Below are 25,856 nucleotides of genomic sequence, written 5' to 3' on the forward strand. Positions count from 1 at the left end.
ACAGAACGAAAAGGAAATTCTGTGTATGGAGACGAAATAAAAGAATCATACAGGTGTTTCGTGAACAACGAATGAAGTGAGGCGAAGAAATGCGACGGTCTATCAAGACAAAAATACTCATGCTTTGTCTTAGTGCGATGGCTGCGCTGGCGATAGCGCTCGGCGGGGTTAGTATTTTGTCCATCAATCGTTTGACGGGACAGCATGAGGCGGAGAATATGAACCGGATTGCGGAGATCCATCGTGAAACGATCAACCAGCATCTGATTCAAACCGAGGATATCGCTCATTTTGTTGCCGGTTCGGTCGGCAGCCGCGTTAAAAATCCGTTGTACATTCAAGATCAGGTCGTGCGCCGCCAGTTATGCAGAGACATTCAGGAAACCTTTACGGATGCAATCGGCGAGGATACTACCGTTTGCGCGTACTATCTTTATTATGCTGAGGATCTTGCCGGAACAAAGGACAATCTTTATATGGTGAGAGAACGGGAAAGCGATTCGTTTTCCGCAAAGGAAAGGAAGCCGGTTTCTTCGTATGCCGCTTCGGAAACCGAGCAGGCTAAATGGTATCGGGAACCGGTGAAGGAGGGCCGGGCAGTATGGCTGGATCCGCATTATTCGGAGGAACAGCAGAGGTATCTGATCTCTTACGTTGTACCGGTTTTTAAGGATGATACGCTCATTGCTGTAGTCGGAGTGGATTTGGATTTCGAAAAGATGATGCAGTGGTTCAGCGATATCCGGATCTATTCCAGCGGTTTTTGCTATTTATCCAATCTTTCCGGCACCATTCATTATCGGGCGGATATTCCAGGCGGGATTTCTGCCGATCATAATGGCCGGATGAAACTCAGTACAGGACAGCTCTGGGTGCCGAATACGGACAGCCATGAACTGGTCCGCTATCGTCTGGACGGGCGCGAATACGATGTCGCATCTTCCATGCTGCGCAATAATATGGCGTTTATGGTCATTGCGCCGGTTCAGGAAATCTATGAACAGGCATATCTTAATATTGCGCAGATGGTGCTGCTGTTTTTGCTGATTTTGGGGATTTTCGCGGTGATCAGCTATAAGATAACGCAACGGATGACCCGTCACCTGAACCATATCACAGAAGCCGCGCATGCAATCGCTGATGGCAGTTTTGACATTCATCTGCCGGAAACGGGCAATGATGAAATTGGTGAGTTGAGCCGTGCATTGAATCATACGACAAGAGAGCTCAAGGAATCCATTCAGGAAATGGAGCGGATGACTTTTCAGGATGCACTGACCGGTCTGTATAATCGTTTGGGAATTGATCGTTATACCAAGGAGTGGATCGAAGCGCATCCGGAATCTCCTGCCGTGCTCATGAGTCTGGATTTGGATGATTTTAAGTTTATCAATGATCTTTATGGTCATTCGGTTGGTGATGCAGCACTGCGCAGTCTGGCAAACAGTCTGCTGGAATCTTTTGGACAAAACGGCATCCTTGGCCGGAATGGCGGTGATGAATTTGTCGTCCTGCTGACGAATACCCGGGAGAGCGAGGCAACGGATCAGATCCGTTCCTTTATGAAGAAATCCAAGGGCTTCTGGGTGAATGGTGAGGAGAAGACTTTTACGATTTCTGTAGGATACGCATCGTATCCAAAACCGGCAGAGACGCGCAATATGCTGTTTCATCAGGCTGACGAGGCTCTGTACGCGGTTAAACTGAAGGGGAAAAATAACTTTGGCCCATACCGCGCCGATCAGGAAACGTTGAACCGTTCCCATTTGGGCTTTAATTTAAAGGATATCGGCCGTTATTTGCCCGGCGCTATTCTGGTCTATAAGGCGGAAGAGGAGGGACGGATTCTGTTTGCCAGTGATGAACTGGTTCGTATGACCGGATGTCGTGATATGGATGAGTTTATGGAGTTTACCGGCGGCTCGTTTGGCGGATTAGTTGCTGAAGCGGATTCCGGACGGATGGGGGCGTTTATCCAAAAACAGCTGTCGCAGGAGGGAAGCTCGGAGTATGCACGCTATCATATCCGCTGCAGGCAGGAACCGTATGTGGCAGTTGCTTCCCGCGGACGACTGGTCAGAAATCCGATTTATGGTATGGTATTTTATGTTTCAATATTGGAGGATAACGGACAGTGGAATGGGGAAAAGAACGGCGATGGAAACAACGAATGAAAAAAGGAGCAGCGGTGGTGTCCGGCTGTCTGGCTGTTTTTCTGATGGCCGGCCGTGCGGAGGTATCTGCCGCTCCGATTCCGCTGCGCGGTGTCGTAGAGGGATTCTATGGGACACCGTGGAGTCAGGAAGACCGGGAGGATATGATCCGCTTCTGCGGCGGCCAGGGATTGAACGCTTATATTTACGCACCGAAAGACGATCCATATCACAGGGCGCGCTGGCGTGAACCGTATCCGGAAGAGAAGCTGAGCAAGCTGGCGTCTTTATCGAAGCTAGCGAAAACTCAGGGCGTCCGCTTTATTTTCGCTATCTCGCCCGGTCTGGATATCCGTTTTTCAGGATATCAGGGGTTTATGGACCGGCTGGCCATGCAGAAAAAAATAGAGGCGATGTACCGGGTCGGCGTTCGCGATTTTGCGATTTTTTTTGATGATATTCCGGAAAAGAACGGCAAGGGGCAAGCGGATTTTTTGAACTGGATTGAGGCCAATGTCCTTCGCAAATATCCGGATGTGAATCCGCTGATTACTGTTCCCACGGAATATTTCCGGGCAGATATGGTCCGGGAGGGGACGCTTACGGATTACAGCCGTGACTTTTCATCCCGGCTGAACCGGGATGTTTTGGTGCTCTATACGGGGGACGCGGTGGTGGGAGACGGTCTTTCTGATGCGCAGTACCGCGAAATGATCAGGATATACGGCCGCAGTCTGGGCGTATGGTGGAATTATCCGGTCAGTGATTATAAGGAAAGCAAGCTGGCTTTAGGGCCGGTGGAAAAACTTCCGACGATGTCCAGCCTGCCGGCGATTTTTTTTAACCCCATGAAATATGAAACGCTTTCCCGTATCGCATTGGCTACTGGCGCCGCGTATGCAAAAGATCCGGAACAATATATCCCGCAGCGTGCATGGGAAGCTGCGTTGTCCGAACAATATGGCCCTTTGGCAGAGGCTATGCAGCAGTTTGCCGGACAGTCTCAGCGCATGGAAAACGATTGGGCGCATGTCGGACGTCCGGATGGACCGGTGCTGCGCCGAATGATGGATTCTTATTGGAAGGAAATAGACTGCAGGGAGGGGGAGGCTTCGCAGGAAAGCCTCCGGGCAGAGCTTTTGGGCCTGCGTCACGCCTCGTCACGCCTCCTCGATGGCCTTCCCGCGGCAACGCGGAAAGAGTGCGAACCGCAATTGAAGCAGCTTATCCGCATTGTTGATGCCGATCTTGCCGGACTGGATGTTCTGGCGGCCAAAGGACAGGGCAGGGACACGGCATCGCTGCTTCGGATCTTTCGGACGCGCTGTGAAGAGGTGCGCCGCTATGACGGAACAGCTCTTATTGCTGAGAAGTCGGCCCGCCGTTTTATGGATGAACTTTTTGAACGGACAGGAGGCATGTGAATGTTTCGTCAGATGGCAGGCATGGCTATGCTGCTTTGTCTCGGTTTTGCGACATGGCCGTCAGCGGAAGCATCGATCGCTGCAGAGGGAGCAGTGGCTTCTTCTTCATACTGGTCGCTGCGACAGGCGCATGATGATTCGGTTCGTTTGAGTCCGGATGCGATACAGACATTGAATCGGAAGATTCGGGAGCGCAGCGGCTCGATGCAGGATTTGTCTTCGTTTCCGGAGTACTTGACCGGACAAGAGGTGAGCCGTCGCATTTATGCGGCTATGCAGGACTTTTGGCCGGCCGACAGACCGGATGTCTATGCACCGGATCATTTGCTGACTCAGGAGGCATGGGAATCGGTCCGCGCGAATTGTCACGCACCGATTTCGGAAAAGGATGTAACGCTTCGTTATGCTGTGACCGTAAAGCGCAGCGATATCCGTTTGCTCCCTTTGGCGGAAGGATGGTACAGCAGCCCGAATGATATTCATTATGATCTTTTGCAGGGAACGGCTGTTGATCCGGCTCAGGCCGTGCTCGTACTGCGTGACAGCCTGGATGGAAACTTTCAGTTTGTGCTTACCTGCGACTATGCGGGGTGGATCGATACCAGCCGGCTGGCCTTTACCGATCGGGCGACATGGCTGAATTATCTTTGTCCTGATGATTTTGCTGTGGTGACGGATCATAAGAAAAATATATCGGCCAACGGATGTCCGGCCGTGTATCAGATGGGGGCTGTGATTCCCTGCAGGGATCAGCCGGACGGCACCGCCCGGTTGATCCTTCCGTTGAAAGACAGAGATGGACGCCTGATCTCCTATGAGACGCCTGCTGTTTTTGATGAAACGCTGCACCATGGATATCTGCCATACAGCAGACAGCAGACGATCCATCAGGCGTTTCGTTTTTTGGGGGATGTCTATGGATGGGGCGGACAGGATGAGAGCGTAGATTGTTCTTCCTTTGTCCAAAACGTATACAAGAGCATGGGGATCTTTCTTCCGCGCGATGCAGATCAGCAGGAGCGGGCCATGCCGGTGAAGCATGATCCGGAGGGAATGACAACGGAGGAGCGGTATGCCATGGTCCGTGCGTCCGAGCCGGGAGACTTGCTGTTTAAACCCGGCCATGTGATGATGTATCTTGGTACGGATGATGGAGGGATTCCTCGCGTTATCCATGCGGCCAGCAGTTATTTCGATTATCGGATTGACAGGAAGAAGCATTATATTCGTCGCGTGATCGTTTCGGATCTGACCTATCAAAATGGTGAAGGGATTTCTTCGATCGACGGGCTGAGCTGCATTGGAAGCCTGCCATAAGCCGGGGAAGATTTTGCAGGAGCGATCGGATTGTGCGGGAAATGACAGCAATTTCGTGCAGGGGGTGGCGTTGTATGAGCAGAAAGAAAAAAATTGGCATTGTTTTGGTCGTTGCGGGGCTTTTTGCGGCCTTGATGATTGGGGCAATGGCAGGAAAAAACACAGAATCCGGAAGATATGATGCAGCGACTGCAGGCAATCCGGCAATGATCACAGAGGAGCAGTATTCTCCTGTTTCGCAGCCGGAAGAAGAAAAAAGGACTGCTTCTGAACCGGAATCTGCAATAGAGACCAGACCGGCAAAGGATGTTTTTGTTCTGAACTTTGAAGGGACAAAAACATATATTGTAGCGGGGTCGGTAACGGGAACCCGGGCCAGCGGGCATTGGACCGCCGCTGTGCGGAATGTGACAGCCAGCGGGGTGCCGGGCGATGTGATAAATGTGGAATTCCAACAGGCGGGGAACATAGTCCTGATGCGGACTCCGGGAGAAAGCTGGCGTGCAGTCGATGAGATGGATCAGTCGGTATTCCGGAAGGTTTATGACATTGCGGCAGACCATCCTTGATCGTCGGGATAGACAGCCGGCCATTCGGCCGGTTGTTTTTTGCAGCAGCTTCCTTTTGAAATAAGGTTTCCCTAGGGATTTTCCGGCGGCAAGCCCATCATACAATCCACCCGTTATAGTTTTTTATTTTCATGGTTGACAACGCCTTTTCTTATCCGTATAATAATATATGTTGCTGAACAGAAGCAGCACAGAGTATGGCCCGGTAGTTTAGTTGGTTAGAATGCCGCCCTGTCACGGCGGAGGTCATGGGTTCAAGTCCCATTCGGGTCGCCATTTTGCGGAAATAGCTCAGTGGTAGAGCACCACCTTGCCAAGGTGGGGGTCGCGAGTTCGAGCCTCGTTTTCCGCTCCATTATTTCGGCGACATAGCCAAGTGGTAAGGCCGAGGACTGCAAATCCTCTATCCTCAGTTCGATTCTGAGTGTCGCCTCCAATTTTATATTTTGCGGAAATAGCTCAGTGGTAGAGCACCACCTTGCCAAGGTGGGGGTCGCGAGTTCGAGCCTCGTTTTCCGCTCCATTATTTCGGCGACATAGCCAAGTGGTAAGGCCGAGGACTGCAAATCCTTTATCCTCAGTTCGATTCTGAGTGTCGCCTCCAAGATGGACAGACAGCCTGGAAGAGTTTCTTCCGGGCTTTTTCTTTTGCCGGGAAGTTGTGTTATAATAAAATGTTGTTGTGAACGGTAAGGAACAGGAGAAGGAATATCGATATGAAACAGGTTTATATAGGGGTCTATGGCTGCCAGATGAACATCAGTGATGCGGAGCGGATGGAAGGCCAGCTTCGGACCATTGGATATGAGAGGACCGTTGTCATGGAGGATGCGGATCTCATTTTGCTCAATACATGCTGCGTCCGTGAGACAGCAGAGGATAAAGTTTATGGAAAAATTGGCGAGATCAAGCATTTGAAACAGCAGAAGCCGAACATGATTTTCGGTATAACGGGATGTATGGCCCAAAAAGAGAGCGACAGGCTGATCAAGCGGGCGCCGCACATCGATTTCGTTCTCGGTACCAATAAAGTTCATGAACTCGCGCACGTCGTACAGGAGCTGGAACAGGAACATGGTCATATCATTGACACGCAGCTGGGGGAAACGGAGCTTCCGGATGATGTGCCGGTGGCGCGCGGCGGCAGGCTTTCTGCCTGGGTTCCGATTATGTATGGCTGCAATAATTTCTGTACGTATTGTATTGTTCCGTATGTGCGCGGCCGGGAACGCAGCCGTATGCCGGAAGATATTGTCCGGGAAGTGGAGCAGGCTGTCGAACAGGGATATAAAGAGGTCACTCTGTTGGGGCAGAATGTCAATTCCTATGGCAAGGATCATGGCAGAGCGGATTTTGCGGATCTTTTAAGCATGGTCGATGCCGTGCCAGGCATACGCCGCGTGAGGTTCATGACATCGCATCCGAAGGATCTGAGCGACCGGGTCATCGCTGCGATTCGTGATGGAGCGCATATCTGCGAACATATCCATCTGCCGGTGCAATATGGCAGTAATAAGATTCTCAAGGCGATGAACCGCGTCTATACCGTAGAGCAGTATAAGGCGCTGGTTCAGCGTATCCGCGCGGCGCTTCCGCATGTTTCGCTTACCACAGATCTTATCGTAGGGTTTCCGGGGGAAACTGAGGAGGACTTCGATGAGATGCTTGGTTTTCTCCGGGAGATTCGTTATGATTCGGCCTATACGTTTATTTACTCCAAGCGCTCGGGAACGCCGGCAGCGGTGATGGATCATCAGGTAGAAGAGGCGGTCAAAAAGGATCGGCTGAATCGTCTTATGGCCGTGCAAAACGAGATTAGTCTGGAGATCAATCAAAGCCTTCAGGACCAGATTATGGAAGTCATGGTCGAGGGGCCGAGTAAACAGGATGAAACCGTTTGGACCGGGCGGACGCGAACCAACAAGATTGTTCTTTTCCCGCATGCGGAGGAACAGCCGGGGGATTTCATTTCCATTCAGATCACGCACCCGCAGACGTGGGTACTTAAGGGCAGGCAGATTTAATCACTGAGCGGGTTCTGCAGAATGACGCGGCACTGCGGGCCGACTGCCCGTTTTTATGCCGGCGGATCTTTTCAATGGGAGGTACATACATGGAACTCACGCCAATGATGCAGCAGTATCTGGCAGCCAAGGAGCAGCATCCGGACGATATTTTGTTTTTTCGGCTGGGCGACTTTTATGAAATGTTTTTTGATGATGCCCGGCTGGTTTCCAAGGAGCTTGGCCTTACGCTGACAAGCCGGAGCGGCAATAAGGATAAAACGCCAATGTGCGGGGTCCCGTATCATGCAGCGGAAACGTATATCAACAAGCTTGTAGGCCGTGGATATAAGGTTGCGATTGCTGAGCAAATCGGCGATCCGAAAGCGAAGGGACTCACCAAGCGTGAAATTATTAAAATTATCACGCCAGGAACGGTGCTGTCGGAATCTGCTCTGAAGGATGCGCAGAACAACTATATTGCGTTGGTCTATGAGAAGCAGGAAGATATCGTGCTGGCAGGGGCAGACATTTCCACCGGCGAGTGTTTTTATGGAATGTATCGCGGCGGAAACCGCGTGCAAATGCTCTTGGATGAACTTTATCGTCTGGCTATGCCTGAACTTCTTGTGGTAGGCAGTCTGAGCTTTCTGCCTGCTTTGCGGGATTTCACCAATCTGCGCCTGCCGGGATGTTCTTATACGAATATCGATGAGATTTCCAGTCATGTGGACGACCGCATCGTCCAGCATTTCGATGCTTCTATGCGCCCGCAAAGTCAGGAAGCAAAAGAGGCTGTGGCGACTCTTTTGGATTATCTGCATGATACGGTCATGACGGACCTTACGCACCTGAACCGGCTTACTTACCTCGATGCTTCCGAAAATCTGGTCGTGGATACCTATACGCTGCGCAATTTGGAAATTACACGGAATCTGCGTGACGGCGGCAAGAAAAATACACTGCTCGATGTACTGGATTTTACGGAAACCGCGATGGGGAGCCGCCTGCTGAAAAAATGGCTGGAATATCCGCTGCTGGACGTTCTGGCTATCAATCGCCGTCTGGATGCGGTAGAGGAGCTGACGAAGAATTTCGCACTGCGCGAGGGATTGCGGAAGGACTGTCAGGAAATTCATGATTTTGAGCGTCTGTTGACGCGAATCGAAGTCGGTACGGCCAACGCCCGCGATCTGATTGCCCTGAAAATTTCCCTGAAATGTCTGCCGGGGCTTCGAACGCATCTGAAGGAAGTAAAATCTCTGATGCTGAGCCAGTGCCAGAAACGGATACAGTCCTTTGATGAATTGGTAGATCTTTTGACACGGTCTATTGTTGATGAGCCGGGGATCAGTCTGCGTGACGGCGGGATTATCAAGAACGGCTATAATGAAGAATTGGATGAATATCGTCGTGTAGCACATGACAGCAAGACGATGCTTCAGGAGATGGAAGAGCGTGAGCGGGAAGCCACGGGGATCAAGTCCTTGAAAATCGGCTACAATAAGGTATTTGGTTACTATATTGAAGTGCGGCACAGTGGAACGAATCTTGTTCCGGAACGCTATATTCGGAAACAGACGCTGGCAAATGCAGAGCGGTATATTACCGAAGAGCTAAAAGCGTTCGAAACGAAAATCCTCGGAGCGCATGAAAAAATCGTGGCCATCGAGTATAATCTGTTTACTGAGATTCGGGAACAAATCAAGCAATCGTTGGCTGCCATTCAGTCTACGGCGCATGAAATCGCTGTGGTCGATGTGCTGGCGAGTCTGGCGGAAGCTGCCAGCAATGGCAACTATGTCCGGCCGCGCATGACGACGGATGGTGAAATCAGCATCAAAGACGGACGACATCCGCTGGTTGAACGCATTTTGACCCGGGATCTGTTTGTGCCGAATGATGCAAGGCTTAACCATGAGGACTGTGAAATCATGCTGATTACCGGCCCCAATATGGCCGGCAAATCGACATATATGCGTCAGGTTGCCCTGCTGACCCTTATGGCGCAGATTGGCAGCTTTGTTCCAGCGCGGGAGGCGGCCATTTCCCCGGTCGATCGCATTTTTACGCGAATTGGTGCCAGTGATGATCTCGTCAGTGGTCAGAGCACTTTTATGGTAGAGATGAATGAGGTCGCTCAAATTCTCAAATATGCGACACGAAACAGTCTGGTTATTCTTGATGAGATCGGCCGCGGAACGAGTACGTTTGATGGGATGAGCATCGCGCGGTCCGTCATTGAATATATGGAGCAGAAAATTCATGCCAAGACGTTGTTTGCAACGCATTATCATGAATTGACTGACCTTGAGGATGATAAGATCCGAAATTATTGTGTTGCCGTCAAAGAGAGAGGCACGCAGGTGGCTTTTTTGCGCCGGATTGTGCCGGGGGCCGCAGATAAGTCCTACGGTATTCATGTGGCCCGCCTGGCTGGGCTGCCAAAGGCGGTAACCAGACGGGCGGAGGAGATTCTTTCTGAGCTTGAAAACGGATCCGGCGAATCTGTCCGGGGCGCGGAGAAGCAAAATATCGAGGGAAAGACGCCGGCATCAGAAATGGAAAAACAGCCCGGGGATATGATGCCGTCTTTGTTTGCCTCAAGTCTCAGTGAGACACTGTTGTCGCTGGACGTCATGACGATGACGCCGATTGAGGCCATGAATGAATTGTATAAACTGCAGGCGCAGGCGAAAAGGGAGGCAGGACAAGGATGAGCCAGATTCACGTTTTAGATGATGCTACCATCAATAAAATTGCTGCCGGTGAGGTGGTAGAGCGGCCGGCATCGGTGATCAAGGAGTTGATTGAAAATGCAATGGACGCCGGTGCGACTCGTATCGAAGTGGAGATTATGGCCGGCGGCACCAGTTTTATGCGGGTTACCGATAATGGCAAGGGCATGAGCATGGAGGATGCGAAACTGGCTATCCTCCGTCATGCGACCAGTAAAATACAGACTGCCGGTGATCTGACGACCGTCGGAACTTTGGGGTTTCGTGGCGAAGCATTGCCGACGATCGCATCCGTTTCCCGCTTTACTATGCTCACGCGGCGCAATGGAGATGATCTGGGAACACGCGTGGATATCTGCGGCGGGAAGGCTCCGGAAATTCAGGAAACGGGATGTCATATCGGTACCACGATCAAGGTGGAGGATTTGTTTTTCAATACGCCTGCCCGTAAGAAATTTCTTCGGACGAATCATACAGAGGCTTCCAAAATCAATGATTTTATCGTCAAACTGGCCTTATCCCGTCCGGATATCGCGTTTCATTTCATCAATAATAATAAGGTTTCAGTCGTTACGCCGGGCAGCGGCAACCTGTATGATGCGATACGGGCGGTATACGGTGAGGCAGTGGCCGATTCGTTGCTGGCTTTACAGCTGGAAGGGGAAAATATACGGATTTCCGGCTATATTACGAAGCCGTCTATGCTGAAAAGCGGACGCAGCTGGCAGACGTATATCGTCAATTCCCGTATCATACAGAATCGCGCGATAGCCAAGGCCGTTGACAATGCCTATAAGTCGTTGATTCCCAAGAGCGGGTTTCCGCTGGCTGTTTTGGATATTGAAGTGCCGCAGCGTACCATCGATGTCAATGTGCATCCGCAGAAAAGCGAGATGAAATTTGAAGATGAAAGTCTGGTGTTCCGGGCCGTTTACAAGGCGGTGCTCGATGCGATCCGCCCGGCTTCAGACCGTGCGTTGGGGGAAATCGCGGCTGTGGTTGAGAAGCCGAAGGTTCATTATGAGATGGAACCGATGCGTTTTGTCCCGGCTTCTCAGCCTGCCGATACGGTGCCTCCCGCACGACCAGAGGCATCCGGAATGCCAGCGGAAAGGCCGGCTCCCGGAACCATTTATGAAACGGTTCATCGCTTATCCGGGGAAACGGCTTCAATGAGTTTTGCGGAGGCACAGGCTGCGCGGCAAAATGAGCGGCAGATTCACTATTCTGCGGATGTTCATACCCGTCAGGTAGCAGACCCCGCGGAACCGGTGATGAAGCAGCATCCGGATGAGAGGAGTGACGGGAGGCAGCTGGACGGCGTTATCATGCCGATCGGGCAGGTCGATTTGACCTATATCATTGCGCAGGATGCGCGGGGGCTTTACATCATCGATCAGCATGCTGCACATGAACGGATTTTATTCGATAAATTCTCAGCTATGGCAGACGGCATCCCCTCGCAGCAGCTTCTGGTTCATCAGGTGCTTACGTTTGACCGGAAAGAGGCTGCGCTCATTGGGGAAAATAACGCTTTGTTTGCCTCGCTTGGTTTCCATATGGAGCCTGCCGGCGAGTTGGATTATCGGCTGACGGAAGTTCCTGCTGATGTTCCGGTCAGTGAGGCGGAGGATGTCATTCGTGAAATTCTTTCGGGACTAGGCGATATGCATGCAGCCACGGCGGCCGAGATCCGGCAGCATGGTCTGGCGACGACGGCCTGCCGGGCGGCGATCAAGGCCGGTGAGGAACTTAGTTTGCGCCAGATGCAGATTTTGCTGGAAGAACTCGCTCATACGAAATTTCCTTATACCTGTCCTCATGGCCGGCCGACAATCCTTAAATTCAGCAGTGGCGAATTGGCTAAAATGTTTAAGCGCACTGGATTTGGATTTTGACTGGCAGGGATAGAGAAAGGCTGGCTGGACGGAAGTATGATGAGAGAAAATGAGCGCTCTGCTGTTGTTACGACGGCGCGGAAATGGAACGATCAGACCATTGCGCTGGCCAGAGGGACAGCGGCGAAGCTTGGTTTGGCATATGTGCCGCGTCAGCGGCTTTCGATCGAGGAAGTCCGTGAGCGATGGCATACGGATATGGTACTTGTGGCTAAACGGGATATGCTGGTTCTTGAAACGCCGGCGGGAGAGCTGTTTTTTCATCCGAATATGGCGCATCTGCGCCTGAAAAATATTCGCAAGGGGGATGGCGATCGCATGGCGGAGGCTATGGATTTGCGGCCGGGCATGTCGGTGCTTGACTGTACGCTCGGATTCGGAGCGGATTCCATCGTCGCCAGTTTTGTCGTCGGCCCGGAAGGCTGCGTTACAGGCATTGAATCCCAGCCATTGGTCGAGGCTGTAGTAAGCTGCGGCCTGCATCATTTCTCAGGGGATACGGTCTGTATTCGCGAGGCTATGCGGCGAATACGGACGGTTTGCGATGATTCACTTCATTATTTGAAGAACCAGCCCGATCGTTCGGTCGATATTGTTTATTTTGATCCGATGTTCCGTCATCCTCTGATGGACAGTACGAGCCTTGACCCGCTGCGTACGGTAGCCAATCATCATGCGCTGACTCCGGAACATATTGCCGAGGCTCGCCGTGTGGCCCGACGGCGTGTGGTGTTCAAAGAAACAAGCCGGAGCATGGAATTTTCCCGGCTCGGTTTTACGAAAATTGAAGGCGGCAGATACAGCAAGGTTCATTATGGTGTGATGATTTTGGACTAAGCGTACTGTGTGCAAGAAAAAAGCTTCGGTTCACCGCACTGGCAGGCGCGGCGAACCGAAGCTTTTTCGTCTTGTATTTATTTTCCGGAATTTGCCCATTCGAGGAGAATTTGCAATGTCCAGCGGGCTGCATTGTAAAGATCTTTTTCTTTGATATATTCCTGTTTGGTGTGGCAGTTTTCCATGCCAACGGAAAGGACAACGGTGGGGATGCCGTATGCATTGAAGTGATTGGCATCGGATCCGCCGCCGGATTCTTCCAGATTTACCGGAAATCCGAGTCGTTCTGCTGCTCTGCCGGCCATTTGGATGGCGGCTGACTCTTTGGACAGCGTATAAGGAGCATAATCGGGGCTGATTTCCGTGGTGATGTGGCAGTTGGAGCGCTCTGCGCCGGCGAGAAAATGCTGGACGATTTTCTGTGTAATTTTTTCCAACTTGTCTTTGCTGCGGCTGCGGCTCTCATAATAAATATCGCAGGAGTCAGCGACGACATTGGTAGCGCTGCCGCCCAGGATCCGGCCGACGTTGCAGGTGGTTTCCTCGTCGATGCGCCCTTGCGGGGCGCTGGCGAGCAGCTGACCTGCCGCGATGATGGCGTTGACTCCTTTTTCCGGTGCAACGCCGGCATGTGCGGCTTTGCCCTGAATGTGAATGTGGATCTGATTTTTTCCTGGCGCCATGAAGGTCATGCAGCCGGGATGTCCATGTGTGTCCAGTGTATAGCCGTAGTCTGCATGGAGAAGGCTGGTATCCAGATTCTGCGAGCCGTGAACGCCGTTTTCTTCCGCTATGGTGAATACAACCTGAAGGGGGCCGTGCGCAAGCCGGCGTTCCTGTATTTGCCGCAGTGCTTCAAGAATCGCGGTGACGCCGGCTTTATCATCGCTGCCCAGAATCGTTGTGCCGTCGCTGCGAATGATCCCGTTTTCGAGAATGGGCTGAATGTTGCCGCAGGGTTCGACGCAATCCATATGAGCGGTGAGCATGATGGTCGGCATGTTTTGATGCGCCGGGTCCGAAGCGGGAAAATCCGCGATGAGATTGCCGCAGTTTCCGCCGAGTTTCTTCCCGGCATCGTCCTCGTGTACCGTGCCGCCAAGCTCGGTCAGGCGATGGGTCAGAAGATTTCCTATTTCGCGTTCATTATGTGTGGAGCAGCGAATTCGGATGAGTTCTAAAAATTCCTTTTTAACGCGTGCTTCATTGATCATATCCGGCATGGTAAGACTTCCTTTCCCTTGTGTTTATAACAGAAGCATCAGAACAACAGCAGATACCAGACAGGGAAGAGCGTTGCGCTTGGAGACTTCGATTGGATTGACTTTTGCAAGGCCCGCACAGATGATTGCGGCGCCTGCGACCGGCGACATCGATCGTCCCATGGCACCGGCAATCTGAGCCAGTGAACCAAGATCCATGATGCTCAGTCCAAATTGTTCGGCAAATGGCGTTACCGCACCGTTAAACGCAAATGCCGCTGCATCTCCCGAACCGGATATGACGGCGATAAAGAATGGACCAAATGTTCCGGCGGCAGCAGCGATGGACTCGGAGCCTTTCATCAGGTCGGTGAGTGCGCCGGTCAATCCGACGGCAGTCATACCTGTGGTAAAGACGCTGGCACAAACAATCAGACCGATTACATCAGCATAGGCATCTCCCATGCCCCGGAAAAAGCTGCGGCATATTTCCTGTGCATCGGCCCAGGTGACGATCAGGCCGAGTACAACACCGATGATCATAGAAAGAGGGACGCTGATTTCCGGAAGAATGCCGATTTGTTTCGAGCCGAGAATCAGTAGAAAGAGAGGAACGACAGGAACTAAGGCTCGCAGTGGATTTACCTTAAATTCACGCAGGGATGTATGCTCTTCTTCGGCGAGGCTTTTTAAATAGGCTTTGCTCCGTTCCTCAGAGGCGCCTTCGCGGAACAGGACGGCATAAGCGGTCATCACGGCAACACAGGCAATAGAGGCGATCACGGAGGCGGGCGCTTCGTTGAGGATGACGGTCATCATGTCGGTTCCCGCCAGATCGGCAACGAACGGATTGTGAGCATTGCCGGGGCTGATCGCGCTTCCCCAAGTGCCGGCCAGCACGGTGGCCGCAGCCATAGCCGGATGTACGCCGGCGGCAATCAGCGTCGGGATCAGGATGCTGCCAACGGCTGCAGAACAGCCGGAAGCGGAGGGAATGGCAAGGCTGATCCACCATGTGAGCAAAAAGGACAGCGGAACCAAAAGAGCGCGTCCTCTGTGCAATATGCCGGAGATGGACTGGACGAGATGCTGGTCGCAATGTGTGAGTTTCATGACGTAAGAAAAACCCATGACAGTACAGATTGTTGGTACCAGCGAATTGTTTACCATTGCTTTTGTGAATGCCTTCATGATCTCATTGGGCAGTCCGCCGATCAGGCACATGATGAGGCCGGCGCAGAACAGCACCAGCCGGGCTTCGTACTTTTTGACGATCAGTACAAAGGTAAGAATCACCAAAATGGCTCCTGCAAGTAACATAAATAAAACCTCCTAAAAGATAAAAATCTTTCGACAAATTTATTATATATTACTATTGTTTATTATACAATACTATATAATAATATCTATGAACACCGCGGAAAGATAGAAGAAAGAGTCAAAATGTAATTTTGTAAAATGCAGCCCATAGGAGACAAGATGGCAGTGCAGGAAGGAGAATAACGATATGGGAGACTTTTTATTTGCAATATAGAAGCGGGAATGCTAAAATAATAAGGAATGATTTGAGCGGACGGTTTTTTCAGGTATTTTTTCTTTTGGTTTTGATACGGATGATCATTGCATAGACGCAATAGGATATAAAACAATATATTTGGAGGTGTAATTTTTTGGCTAAATCAGCACAAAAACTACAAATTATTCCTTTGGGGGGATTGGGCGAGATCGGAAAGAATATGACCGTGATTCGGGTTGATGATGAGATACTGGTCATTGACTCCGGTCTCATGTTTCCCGAAGAAGACATGCTTGGCATAGATTTGGTTATTCCCGATATCAGCTATCTTTTGGAAAACCGGGATAAAATTAAAGCCATTGTTTTGACGCACGGGCATGAGGATCATATTGGCGCTCTTCCGTATGTTTTGAAGCAGATTCATGTGCCGGTTTACGGGACGCGCCTGACTTTGGGAATTCTTGAGGGACGTTTGAAAGAAAATGGCGTGGATTCCGGAAGCCTGCATTCGGTCATGCAGGGAGATATTATCAATGTCGGCTGTTTCAGTGTCGGGTTTATCCGCGTTAATCATTCGATTCCGGATGCAGTAGGCTTGTCGATTAAAACGCCGGTAGGCATGATTGTACATACCGGTGACTTTAAACTGGATTATACGCCTATTGATGGCAAGATGACGGATTTTCGGCGTTTCTCTGACCTCGGCAATAAAGGCGTGCTGGTCATGATGGCCGATTCGACAAATTCGGAGCGTTCCGGTCATACGCCGAGCGAGCGCACTGTAGGAGCAGCTTTTGACAAGGCTTTCCATAATGCCCGCGGAAGGATTATCGTGGCAACGTTCTCTTCGAACGTTCACCGGATTCAGCAGGTTATTGATACGGCGGTCCGCTATAAACGCCGCGTTGCTGTGTTAGGGCGCAGTATGGTAAATGTGGTGAATATTTCGCTGGAGCTTGGGTACATTCAGGCACCGGAAGGAACGATCATCGATATTGACGAGATCAATAATTTCCGCTCGGAGCAGCTCGTTATCGTTACGACGGGAAGCCAGGGCGAACCGATGTCTGCTTTGACGCGCATGGCGATGTCGGATCACCGCAAGGTGTCTATTGTACCGGGAGATACGGTGATTATTTCGGCTACGCCGATTCCTGGCAATGAGAAGATGGTTTCCAAAACCATTGATAATCTTATGCGTCTGGGAGCTAATGTGGTTTATGGGCGCGATAAGGGTGTTCATGTATCGGGACATGCCAGTCAGGAAGAACTGAAGCTTATGCATAATTTGGTGCGGCCGAAGTTTTTTATTCCGGTACATGGCGAATACCATCATTTGGTGCAGCATGCAAAGCTGGCTCAGGAGCTTGGCATGCCGAAGGATCATATTTTTCTTGGCGAGAATGGCCAGATTTTTGAGTTTACCCGCGATAAGGGCGTTATGGCAGGTAAAGTGACGGCTGGAATGGTTATGGTGGACGGTCTGGGAGTCGGTGACGTCGGCAACATTGTTTTGCGCGACCGGCGGCAGCTTTCTCAGGATGGCATACTTATCGTTGTGGTGACGATGGATAAGGCGTCGAACCGCGTCGTGTCCGGCCCGGATATTGTGTCGCGCGGTTTTGTTTATGTCCGCGAATCAGAAGCGCTCATGGATGAAGCCCGGGCGCGTGTCGAACAGGCATTGGAACGGTGTGAGGATGAGAACGTCAAAGAATGGGCGGCCATCAAATCGAATGTTCGTGATGCGCTGGGACGGTATCTCTTTGAAAAGACCCGTCGTCGTCCTATGATTCTGCCGATTATTATGGAAATCTGATCCGTCGGAGGGTGTTCTTTGCGGCCTTTTGTTTGTGATCAGGGGGCGGGCAGGAGCACTACAATGGGATGCATGCGTATCAGGAATAGCAGGCGCTATCGCTTTTTGCGATAGCGCCTATCTTTTTTATCGGCTATACAAAAAAAGATATAGCAACTATAATTACGAACTATCGGAATTCCATAAGATAATAATTTATAAGTTATAGAAAGGTTGTTGCTGAATTCAATGGAAGAAACAAACAGACTTTGGACCAAGGGCTTTATCTTGGACACACTCGTGAACTTTTTGATTTATATCATCTATTATATGTTGATGGTTATTATTGCCTCTGAGGCAATGACGGATCTTCATGCTTCGCTCAGCGAAGCCGGGCTGGCTTCCGGGATTTTTATTCTCGGAACCTTGCTGGCACGTATTTTTGCCGGCCGTTCGGTAGAACTCTATGGCCGGAAGCGGATGCTTTATGCGGGCATTGTTTTTTATCTGATTACTACGTTTATGTATTTTGGCATTCATTCTCTGTGGATGCTTTATCTGGTTCGCTGTTTGAATGGTATTGGCTATGGCATCGCTTCGACGGCTACCAGTACGATCGTTTCGGCGATGATTCCGGCAGCCCGGCGCGGGGAGGGAATCAATTATTATGCGCTTAGTATGAGCCTGGCTGCGGCAATCGGACCGTTTATCGGGATGGTCCTTCAGCAGATGATTTCGTTCCAGTATATTATCTGGTTTTGCATTGCGATGATCGCGGTTTGCCTTCTTTCAGTATTTGTTATGGATGTCAGGGAAATGGAGCTTACACCGGAGCATCGGGCAGAACTTGAGGAATTTCATATTGCGAATTTCCTTGAACCGAAAGTGGCGGCGATTTCGGTGGTGGCCTTCTTTGTGGCGGTATGCTATTCCAGTGTGCTGAGCTTTTTGGCGTCGTATGCAGCTGCGCTGCAGCTGATGACCGCAGGGACGTTGTTCTTTGTGGTATACGCGCTGACGATTACCCTGGCTCGTCCGGTGGCAGGCGTTTTGTTCGACCGTAAGGGAGAAGATTTTGTCATGTATCCGACTTATGTCTGTCTGGCGGTCGGATTGTTGATCCTTTCGATCACGACACAGAGCTGGATGCTGCTGCTGGCCGGCGTCTTTGTCGGACTCGGCTATGGGACGTTCATGTCGAACGGGCAGGCGATTTGTGTGAAGCTGGTGCGCGAGGTGCGCATCGGTGTGGCTGTTTCGACTTATTTTGTTGCGCTGGATCTGGGGCTTGGCGTTGGACCCTATCTGTTGGGAGCGCTTCAGGATACCGTCGGATTCAGTGGCATTTACGGAATCTGCGGTGTTGCAGCGGCAGGCTGTGCGTTGCTGTACTATCTGCTCTATGCGCGTCGCCGCGATGCTGCCGGGGAAGAAGAGATGTTGGAAGAGAACATTTCTGTATTGGAGAGCGATGCGGAAGTCTGAGGCCGTAAAAGAGAAGTAAGGAAAACGATACGGGATAGGGATTATCATACAGAATATCGCCGCGTGACCGACGGTATGACAGCTCCCGCTGCAGTAGGGAAACTGCGGCGGGAGCTGTTGTCTTTTTATGCGGGCATGAGGAAGGCCTTTTCGGTGTTTTTTATCTATGATATACTAAAAAATACGAGTCAATGAAATACGCGATGAGTGAAAGAAGTGATTGCAAAGATGGGCAGCAAAACCCCTTTCTGTCACCTGCATGTGCATACGGAATACAGCCTTTTGGACGGAGCAAGCCGCATTAAAGATCTGATTGCAGCGGTCAAAGAGCGGGGGATGGATTCCATTGCCATTACCGATCATGGTGCCATGTATGGTGTGATTGATTTTTATAAAGAGTGCAAGAAGCAGGGAATTAAACCGATTATCGGCTGTGAGGTGTATCTGGCGCCGGGAGCGCGTCAGGATCGGCAGGAGACCGGCGGGGTCAAATATTATCATCTGATCCTTCTGGCGGAAAATCAGACGGGGTATAAAAATCTCGTCAAACTGGTTTCTCTTGCCAATATTGAGGGGATGTATTATAAGCCCCGTATCGATAAAGAACTGTTGCGCAAGTATCATGAAGGGATCATCTGTCTGTCCGCCTGCATTGCAGGAGAGATACCGCGCGCTATCCTTCAGGATAATAAAGAAAAAGCCGAGGCACTGGTGCAGGAGTATTTGTCTATTTTCGGCAAGGATCATTTTTATCTGGAGATTCAAAATCATGGGCTTCCGGAGGAACGCAAGTCTAATGCCGGGTTGATTGAATTGGCGCAGAAGTATGGCATCGGTCTGGCAGCGACCAATGATTGTCACTACGTCAACCGGGAAGACAGCGAGTTCCATGATGTGCTTTTGTGCATTCAAATGGGGAAGACGATGGATGATCCAAACCGCATGCGGTTCAACAGCGATGATTATTACCTCAAATCCCCTGAGGAAATGGCGGAACTGTTTTCTGAATACCCGGAGGCGTTGGCCAATACGCAAAAAATCGCGGACCGTTGTCAGGTTGATTTTGAATTTGGTCATATTCAGCTGCCGTATTATCCGATTCCAGCCCCGTATGAAAACGATATGTCGTATCTTCGGGCTCTTTGCGATGAAGCCCTGCCCAAACGATACCCGGCAGCAGGATCGGAGGTACACAGCCGTCTGGATTATGAGCTGGGGATTATCCACCGCATGGGGTACGACAGCTATTTCCTCATTGTGTGGGATTTTATCAAGCATGCCCGGGAACAGGGGATATCTGTCGGACCGGGGCGCGGCTCTGCGGCTGGGAGCATTGTGGCCTATCTGCTGGGCATCACGAATCTGGATCCTCTGAAATACGATCTGCTGTTTGAACGCTTTCTGAATCCTGAGCGGGTCACCATGCCGGATATTGATGTGGATTTTTGCTATATTCGTCGTGAAGAGGTCATTGACTATGTCAAGGAGCGGTATGGTTACGATCACGTTGCTCAGATTGTCACGTTTGGTACCATGGCGGCCAAGGGAGCCGTACGCGATGTGGGGCGGGTACTCAATATGCCCTACAATCAAGTCGCGGATATTGCCCGACTGATTCCAAACGAACTCAAGATCACGTTGGACAAGGCGCTGAAGGAATCAACGGATCTGCATAACCTGTATGCGTCCCAGCCGGAAGTGCAGCGCCTTATTGATTTGGCCCGAAAGGTGGAAGGACTGCCGCGTCATTCGTCTACCCATGCAGCCGGCATTGTGATTGCCCGTCATCCGCTGACCGATTATTTGCCGGTATCGGTTTCTGATGGTACGTTGGTTACGGAATTTGATAAGGATCATGTGGAAGAGCTTGGGCTGCTGAAAATGGATTTTTTGGGACTGCGCACCCTGACGGTCATCAGTGATACCATTGAGAATATTAAGCGAAGCCGTGGCGAGCAGGTGGATATTGATGCGATTCCGCTGGAAGATGAGAAAACGGCCAGAATGCTTTGCGAGGGACGCACCGGAGCCGTGTTTCAGATGGAATCTTCCGGCATGACCGCATTGGTTCGCGATCTGGCACCCGAAGGCTTTGCGGATCTTATTCCCACCGTGGCCCTTTACCGGCCCGGACCTTTGGGAAGCGGAATGGTAGAAGATTTTATTGCCGGCCGCCATGGGAAAAAAGAAGTGACCTACATGCACCCGCTTTTGGAACCCATTCTCAAGGAGACGTTCGGCGTGGTGTTGTATCAGGAGCAGGTCATGCAGATCGTTCAGGTCCTGGCGGGCTTTACGCTTGGACAGGCGGATCTGCTGCGCCGCGCCATGGGAAAGAAAAAGCATGAGATTCTGATGGCGCAAAAGGAAAACTTTCTTCGCGGCTGTGCAAAGAATCAGATTGAGCCGGGGCTGGCCAATACGATTTTTGATCTGCTTACGCATTTTGCTGACTATGGATTCAATAAATCGCACAGTGCGGCATATGCGCTGGTGGCCTGGCAGACCGCCTATTTGAAGGCGCATTATCCTGCGGAATTTATGGCGGCTATGCTGACAAGCATCATGGATACGCAGAAGGTACCGACGTATATTGATCTTTGCCGTCGGATGGGGATAAAGATCCTGCCGCCGGATATCAATGCCAGCCTGGCCAATTTCAGCGTAGACCATGGAGCCATTCGCTTCGGGCTGGCCGCTGTGCGCAATATTGGAGAAGCTGCTATTGCGGACATTACGGCTGTGCGGCAGGAGAAGGGGCCGTTCCGGTCCCTGTCGGATTTCTGCAGCCGGGTCGATTTTGGAAAGGTCAACAAACGGGCAACGGAAAGTCTCATCAAATGCGGAGCCTTTGATTCTCTGCATGTCCGCCGCAGCCAGCTGCTGGCTGTGCTGGATTCGGCGGTCGGCGAAGCACAGCGCCGGCAGCGTGATGCGATGAACGGACAGATGGGATTGTTCAGCGATGAGATCATGGATGTTTCCGCTGATCTGCAGCTGCCGGATTTGAAGGAGGCGCCTCAGTCTGAATTGCTGAATTGGGAAAAGAAAACAACAGGCTTTTATATTACCGGGCATCCGTTGGATCAGTATAAGGAGAAGCTGAAAAATCTTCCTGATCTGACGGAATTGACGGCAGATCACATTCGGAATCGGCAGACCGTGCGTATCGGCGGTATTCTTTCAGACACGAAACGCATTACGACGAAAAAGGGAGAAACGATGTGTTTTGCCACATTGGAGGATTATACGGGAAGAATGGAAATTACGGTCTTCCCCCGCACGTTTTATCAGCATGTCAATCTGCTTGCTCCCGATACCGCAGTAGTCATTCAAGGAAAGGCGGATGTTGCAGAAGACGAGGTGAAAGTTCTGGCGGATAAAATCTGGCTGCTTCAGGACTATCTGCCGGAGTATTATTTGTGGCTTCCGTCCGGTGACGCACAGGAAAAAGCGGCGAGTGAGCTGCAACGGATACAGAACAATCATCCCGGCCGGCAGGCGGTGCATGTTCATTCTCAGACGGGCTGGAGCACGGAACCGCAGGGGTTGGACGGCAGTGCAGAAGTTCTGGAGGAACTTCGCAGCCTGTTGGGCAGTGAGTCGGTGAAAATACGCTGAACGGCGCGGGTCGTTGCCAGTTTTTTTTTCGAATGATACAATAAAAGAAAACCGTACTTCGGTGAAACTTACAGGAATAGGAGTGTTTTTTTTGAGGGGATTGCGTAGAAGGGATTTGGCGCTGACCGGATTACTTTGGACCGTCCTTTGCCTTTGCCCGAATCTGTCGGCTGTTGCACAGCCATCGGTGGATTCGCCGATACCGGCCGGCCAGCAGCTTCCGAGTCCTGCCTCATTGGGCGTGAAGGTGAGTCCGGACGATGCTCTCCCGCAGCTGACTGCACGGTCTGCTGTTCTGATGGATGCCCGCAGCGGGAAGATTCTCTATCAGCGTGACATGGATGCCAGAAGATTTCCGGCCAGTACGACAAAAATCATGACGTTGATCGTCGCATTGGAAAACAGCAGGCTGGATGATATCGTGACGATCGGATCGAATGCTGTCGGTATCGAAGGTTCTTCTCTAGGCCTCCGCGAAGGGGACCAGATTCGCATGGAAGAGTTGCTGACCGGGATGATGATGCAGTCCGGAAATGATGCAACAATTGCCGTGGCGGAGCATATTGCCGGTTCTATGCATGCTTTTGCTGATATGATGACAGAAAAAGCAAAGGAGATCGGGGCGGAGCATACGAATTTTGTGAATTCTCATGGGCTGCCGGATGATCGCCACTACACGACGGCATATGATTTGGCGAAGATCGCCGCTTATGGATATACGCTGCCCGATTTTGAAAAAATTGTCAGTACTTCTGAGGCGGAATATGATTGGATTCACGAGCCGGTCAAAAAAATTGTGAGTGAAAACAAACTGCTTTGGCAATACCGGGGCGGTAATGGAGTCAAGACAGGCTACACATCGAAAGCCGGGCGTTGTTTGGTATCGGCCGCTAAGCGCGATGGCATGCAGCTGGTGGCCGTGGTGTTGGATAGTCCATTTATGTGGACGGACTCCTATACGATGCTGGACTACGGATTTGCACATGCAGAACCGTTGGAATTGGTTCGGAAAAATGACGAGGTGACGAAGATCCGTGTGAAGAATGGAAGCAGGGACGAGGTCGCTTTGCAGGCTTCTCGTGATTCCGTGATTGCCTGCGATCACGGCGAGTCCCCGTCTGTCCGGAAAGTATTGGATATTCCGCCTTCGGTGAAGGCCCCGCTGCAGGCCGGCGAAGTCGTCGGACAGGTGGTCTATCGCTGTGACGGCAAGGTGGTCGACCGGGTAGACTTGATCGCGAGTGAGGACGTTGCCTATCATACACTGTTTTCGGATGTCAGGGCGTGGCTTTCCGGACTTCTGAAGGGATGGTTTTGATGCAGGAACGATTACAGAAAATCATCAGCCGCGCCGGGGTTGCATCCCGCCGGGCTGCTGAGAAAATGATTGCAGACGGCCGTGTTCAGGTGGATGGACAAGTTGTCACGGAACTCGGAGCAAAGTATGATGTATCTTCTGCGGATATCCGGGTGGATGGGCGGCGGCTGGCTGCGCCGGAACGGCATGTTTATTTTTTACTGAATAAGCCGAAAGGCTTCCTTTCTACCGTTCATGATGAGCGGGGGCGTCGTACCGTTCTCGATCTTCTCCCGGACGTTCGGGAACGTATTTATCCTGTGGGGCGTCTGGACAATAATACGGAAGGGGCATTGCTTCTCACGAATGATGGTGCCTTGATGAACGGCTTGCTTCACCCGCGCTATGAAATTGAAAAGACGTATATTGCCCGTGTTTCAGGCGACCTTGATGAAGCATCATTGGACCGTCTGAGAAGGGGAATTCGTTTGGAAGATGGCATGACTGCGCCGGCCAAGGTGCGTATGCTGGAGCAGAACCTCGGCATGAGCCGGGTTGCCATTGCGATTCATGAAGGGCGCAATCGTCAGGTGCGCCGCATGTTTGCGGCAATCGGCTGTGAAGTTCGGGCTTTGAAGCGAGTGGAATTTGCCGGGCTGACTTTGGCTGGGATAAAGCGGGGGAAGTATCGTCCGCTTACGCCGGAAGAATGTCGGAATCTTTATCGATTGGCGGGATTAAAGCAATGAGCAGACATGTTTTGGTTATAGGGGCCGGTCCGGCGGGAATGATGGCGGCAATTAAGGCGGCGGAAAACGGTGCCGAGGTGGAATTGCTGGAGAAAATGAAAAAACCGGGGCGGAAAATGATGATTACCGGTAAAGGTCGCTGCAATATCACCAATGCGGCAGATATAACAGAGATTCTGCGCAATATTCATGGGAATGGAGCGTTTCTGAACAGTTCGCTGAGGGCTTTTGATAATCAGGATGTCATCCATTTCTTTGAGGAGCAGGGCGTGCCGACAAAAACAGAGCGCGGTGGGCGTGTATTTCCAGTCAGTGATAAAGCGCAGGATGTTGTGGATGCCATGGTACACCGGCTTCATGAACTTGGAGTGAAGATCGAGACAGATATTGCTGTCAGGGATTTGCTTATACAGGATGGTCATATTGGCGGCATACGTACATCAGCAGGGGCTGCCGTTAAGGCGGATGCTGTTATTGTCTGCGTGGGAGGCGCGTCTTATCCCGGCACCGGGTCAACAGGAGACGGATATGCGATGGCTGCATCCGTGGGGCATACCATTGTGCCGATTCGTCCATCTTTGGTTCCTTTGGAAACGGAGGAAGAATGGGTAAAAGACGTACAGGGCCTGTCGCTTCGCAATATCCGCGGGACGCTTCTGGTGAATGGAGAAAAAATTCAGGAGTTGTTTGGGGAGATGCTGTTTACGCATTTCGGCGTGACAGGTCCGATCATTCTTTCCATGAGCCGTATGGCTTCACGCTATTTGTCCGGATCGGATGCCTTGGTGGAGCTTTGCCTGAATTTAAAACCGGCACTGACTCCGGAGCAACTGGACGCGCGAATCCAGCGTGACTTTGGAAAATATTCGCGCAAGCAGCTTCGCAATGCTATGATCGATTTACTGCCGCACAAGCTCATCGAACCGGTATTGGATTATGCGTACCTGCAGCCGGATAAGCCGGTGCATCAGGTTACGGTGAAGGAACGCCATCGCCTGGGTGATGCGCTTCAGCATCTGACACTGACCATTACCGAAACGCGTCCCATTGCGGAGGCGATCGTTACGGCTGGCGGCGTATCCGTCAAGGAAATCAATCCGAAAACCATGGAATCAAAGCTCGTATCAGGACTTTATTTTGCGGGAGAAGTGGTAGATGTGGACGCCTATACGGGCGGTTATAATCTGCAGGCGGCTTTTTCTATGGGAGCCGCTGCCGGAACGTGGAGTGCGTGGAACGATTAAAGGAA

At 51.3% G+C, this 25,856-nt stretch carries 16 protein-coding genes and 5 tRNA genes; 19 read left to right on the top strand and 2 right to left on the bottom strand.

Going from position 1 to position 25,856, the window contains the following annotated elements:
• Positions 1 to 89: 89 nt before the first annotated feature.
• From FYJ78_RS09210 to FYJ78_RS09270, 13 genes are all read left to right on the top strand, one after another.
• Positions 90 to 2,174: a sensor domain-containing diguanylate cyclase gene (locus FYJ78_RS09210; protein ID WP_154621110.1), complete on the top strand. Its 2,085-nt coding sequence runs from the start codon at positions 90 to 92 to the stop codon at positions 2,172 to 2,174.
• Positions 2,171 to 3,577 carry a protein O-GlcNAcase gene (locus FYJ78_RS09215; protein ID WP_154621111.1) on the top strand — a complete coding sequence of 469 codons (1,407 nt, stop codon included), beginning with the start codon at positions 2,171 to 2,173 and terminating at the stop codon, positions 3,575 to 3,577. The genes FYJ78_RS09210 and FYJ78_RS09215 overlap by 4 nt, the downstream gene beginning before the upstream one ends.
• Positions 3,578 to 4,894, top strand: coding sequence for a C40 family peptidase (locus FYJ78_RS09220; protein WP_154621112.1), 1,317 nt, complete (start codon positions 3,578 to 3,580; stop codon positions 4,892 to 4,894). It begins immediately after the preceding gene.
• A gap of 74 nt (positions 4,895 to 4,968) precedes the next feature.
• Positions 4,969 to 5,463 carry a hypothetical protein gene (locus FYJ78_RS09225; protein ID WP_154621113.1) on the top strand — a complete coding sequence of 165 codons (495 nt, stop codon included), beginning with the start codon at positions 4,969 to 4,971 and terminating at the stop codon, positions 5,461 to 5,463.
• A gap of 199 nt (positions 5,464 to 5,662) precedes the next feature.
• Positions 5,663 to 5,739: transfer RNA gene (locus FYJ78_RS09230), tRNA-Asp, on the top strand.
• Between the two features lie 4 nt (positions 5,740 to 5,743).
• Positions 5,744 to 5,818: transfer RNA gene (locus FYJ78_RS09235), tRNA-Gly, on the top strand.
• Between the two features lie 7 nt (positions 5,819 to 5,825).
• Positions 5,826 to 5,899: transfer RNA gene (locus tag FYJ78_RS09240), tRNA-Cys, on the top strand.
• 12 nt (positions 5,900 to 5,911) lie between these two features.
• Positions 5,912 to 5,986: transfer RNA gene (locus FYJ78_RS09245), tRNA-Gly, on the top strand.
• 7 nt (positions 5,987 to 5,993) lie between these two features.
• A tRNA-Cys gene (locus FYJ78_RS09250) sits at positions 5,994 to 6,067 on the top strand.
• Between the two features lie 112 nt (positions 6,068 to 6,179).
• Complete coding sequence (gene miaB / locus FYJ78_RS09255; protein ID WP_154621114.1) at positions 6,180 to 7,487, top strand: tRNA (N6-isopentenyl adenosine(37)-C2)-methylthiotransferase MiaB; 1,308 nt, start codon at positions 6,180 to 6,182, stop codon at positions 7,485 to 7,487.
• An 89-nt stretch (positions 7,488 to 7,576) separates the two neighbouring features.
• Positions 7,577 to 10,186, top strand: a complete 2,610-nt coding sequence (gene mutS / locus FYJ78_RS09260; protein WP_154621115.1) for a DNA mismatch repair protein MutS — start codon at positions 7,577 to 7,579, stop codon at positions 10,184 to 10,186.
• On the top strand, positions 10,183 to 12,102 hold the full coding sequence (gene mutL, locus FYJ78_RS09265; protein ID WP_154621116.1) for a DNA mismatch repair endonuclease MutL: 1,920 nt from the start codon (positions 10,183 to 10,185) through the stop codon (positions 12,100 to 12,102). The genes mutS and mutL overlap by 4 nt, the downstream gene beginning before the upstream one ends.
• A 39-nt stretch (positions 12,103 to 12,141) precedes the next feature.
• Positions 12,142 to 12,939, top strand: coding sequence for a class I SAM-dependent methyltransferase (locus tag FYJ78_RS09270; RefSeq protein WP_408014444.1), 798 nt, complete (start codon positions 12,142 to 12,144; stop codon positions 12,937 to 12,939).
• Between the two features lie 77 nt (positions 12,940 to 13,016).
• Here FYJ78_RS09270 and FYJ78_RS09275 read toward each other — a convergent pair whose 3' ends face one another.
• Together FYJ78_RS09275 and dcuC are read right to left on the bottom strand one after the other, a co-directional pair.
• Positions 13,017 to 14,153 carry a M20/M25/M40 family metallo-hydrolase gene (locus tag FYJ78_RS09275; RefSeq protein ID WP_154621186.1) on the bottom strand — a complete coding sequence of 379 codons (1,137 nt, stop codon included), beginning with the start codon at positions 14,151 to 14,153 and terminating at the stop codon, positions 13,017 to 13,019.
• Between the two features lie 33 nt (positions 14,154 to 14,186).
• Positions 14,187 to 15,461 (bottom strand): C4-dicarboxylate transporter DcuC, encoded by a 1,275-nt coding sequence (gene dcuC / locus FYJ78_RS09280; RefSeq protein WP_154621118.1) that lies wholly within the window; start codon positions 15,459 to 15,461, stop codon positions 14,187 to 14,189.
• A gap of 350 nt (positions 15,462 to 15,811) precedes the next feature.
• Between dcuC and FYJ78_RS09285 the strand changes: the two genes are divergently transcribed.
• From FYJ78_RS09285 to FYJ78_RS09310, 6 genes are all read left to right on the top strand, one after another.
• Entirely contained in the window at positions 15,812 to 17,476 is a 1,665-nt protein-coding gene (locus FYJ78_RS09285) for a ribonuclease J (protein WP_154621119.1), read from the top strand.
• 228 nt (positions 17,477 to 17,704) lie between these two features.
• Positions 17,705 to 18,940, top strand: a complete 1,236-nt coding sequence (locus tag FYJ78_RS09290) for an MFS transporter (RefSeq protein WP_154621120.1) — start codon at positions 17,705 to 17,707, stop codon at positions 18,938 to 18,940.
• 228 nt (positions 18,941 to 19,168) lie between these two features.
• Positions 19,169 to 22,561, top strand: coding sequence for a DNA polymerase III subunit alpha (locus FYJ78_RS09295; protein ID WP_154621187.1), 3,393 nt, complete (start codon positions 19,169 to 19,171; stop codon positions 22,559 to 22,561).
• A gap of 91 nt (positions 22,562 to 22,652) precedes the next feature.
• Entirely contained in the window at positions 22,653 to 23,879 is a 1,227-nt protein-coding gene (locus tag FYJ78_RS09300) for a D-alanyl-D-alanine carboxypeptidase family protein (protein ID WP_154621121.1), read from the top strand.
• Positions 23,879 to 24,607, top strand: a complete 729-nt coding sequence (locus FYJ78_RS09305) for a pseudouridine synthase (protein WP_154621122.1) — start codon at positions 23,879 to 23,881, stop codon at positions 24,605 to 24,607. The genes FYJ78_RS09300 and FYJ78_RS09305 overlap by 1 nt, the downstream gene beginning before the upstream one ends.
• Positions 24,604 to 25,851, top strand: coding sequence for a BaiN/RdsA family NAD(P)/FAD-dependent oxidoreductase (locus FYJ78_RS09310; RefSeq protein WP_154621123.1), 1,248 nt, complete (start codon positions 24,604 to 24,606; stop codon positions 25,849 to 25,851). The genes FYJ78_RS09305 and FYJ78_RS09310 overlap by 4 nt, the downstream gene beginning before the upstream one ends.
• The last annotated feature ends 5 nt before the right edge of the window (positions 25,852 to 25,856 follow it).

The sequence above is a fragment of the Wylensekiella montiformis genome, assembly GCF_009697385.1.
Classification (GTDB): Bacteria; Bacillota; Negativicutes; order Selenomonadales; family Selenomonadaceae; genus Selenomonas_A; species Selenomonas_A montiformis.

What these genes read in the sequence shown, in the direction of transcription:
- FYJ78_RS09210 (WP_154621110.1), top strand. Translation starts at nt 90, where the DNA reads ATGCGACGGTCTATCAAGACAAAAATACTCATGCTTTGTCTTAGTGCG.
- FYJ78_RS09215 (WP_154621111.1), top strand. Translation starts at nt 2,171, where the DNA reads ATGAAAAAAGGAGCAGCGGTGGTGTCCGGCTGTCTGGCTGTTTTTCTG.
- FYJ78_RS09220 (WP_154621112.1), top strand. Translation starts at nt 3,578, where the DNA reads ATGTTTCGTCAGATGGCAGGCATGGCTATGCTGCTTTGTCTCGGTTTT.
- FYJ78_RS09225 (WP_154621113.1), top strand. Translation starts at nt 4,969, where the DNA reads ATGAGCAGAAAGAAAAAAATTGGCATTGTTTTGGTCGTTGCGGGGCTT.
- miaB (WP_154621114.1), top strand. Translation starts at nt 6,180, where the DNA reads ATGAAACAGGTTTATATAGGGGTCTATGGCTGCCAGATGAACATCAGT.
- mutS (WP_154621115.1), top strand. Translation starts at nt 7,577, where the DNA reads ATGGAACTCACGCCAATGATGCAGCAGTATCTGGCAGCCAAGGAGCAG.
- mutL (WP_154621116.1), top strand. Translation starts at nt 10,183, where the DNA reads ATGAGCCAGATTCACGTTTTAGATGATGCTACCATCAATAAAATTGCT.
- FYJ78_RS09270 (WP_408014444.1), top strand. Translation starts at nt 12,142, where the DNA reads ATGAGAGAAAATGAGCGCTCTGCTGTTGTTACGACGGCGCGGAAATGG.
- FYJ78_RS09275 (WP_154621186.1), bottom strand. Translation starts at nt 14,153, where the DNA reads ATGATCAATGAAGCACGCGTTAAAAAGGAATTTTTAGAACTCATCCGA.
- dcuC (WP_154621118.1), bottom strand. Translation starts at nt 15,461, where the DNA reads ATGTTACTTGCAGGAGCCATTTTGGTGATTCTTACCTTTGTACTGATC.
- FYJ78_RS09290 (WP_154621120.1), top strand. Translation starts at nt 17,705, where the DNA reads ATGGAAGAAACAAACAGACTTTGGACCAAGGGCTTTATCTTGGACACA.
- FYJ78_RS09295 (WP_154621187.1), top strand. Translation starts at nt 19,169, where the DNA reads ATGGGCAGCAAAACCCCTTTCTGTCACCTGCATGTGCATACGGAATAC.
- FYJ78_RS09305 (WP_154621122.1), top strand. Translation starts at nt 23,879, where the DNA reads ATGCAGGAACGATTACAGAAAATCATCAGCCGCGCCGGGGTTGCATCC.
- FYJ78_RS09310 (WP_154621123.1), top strand. Translation starts at nt 24,604, where the DNA reads ATGAGCAGACATGTTTTGGTTATAGGGGCCGGTCCGGCGGGAATGATG.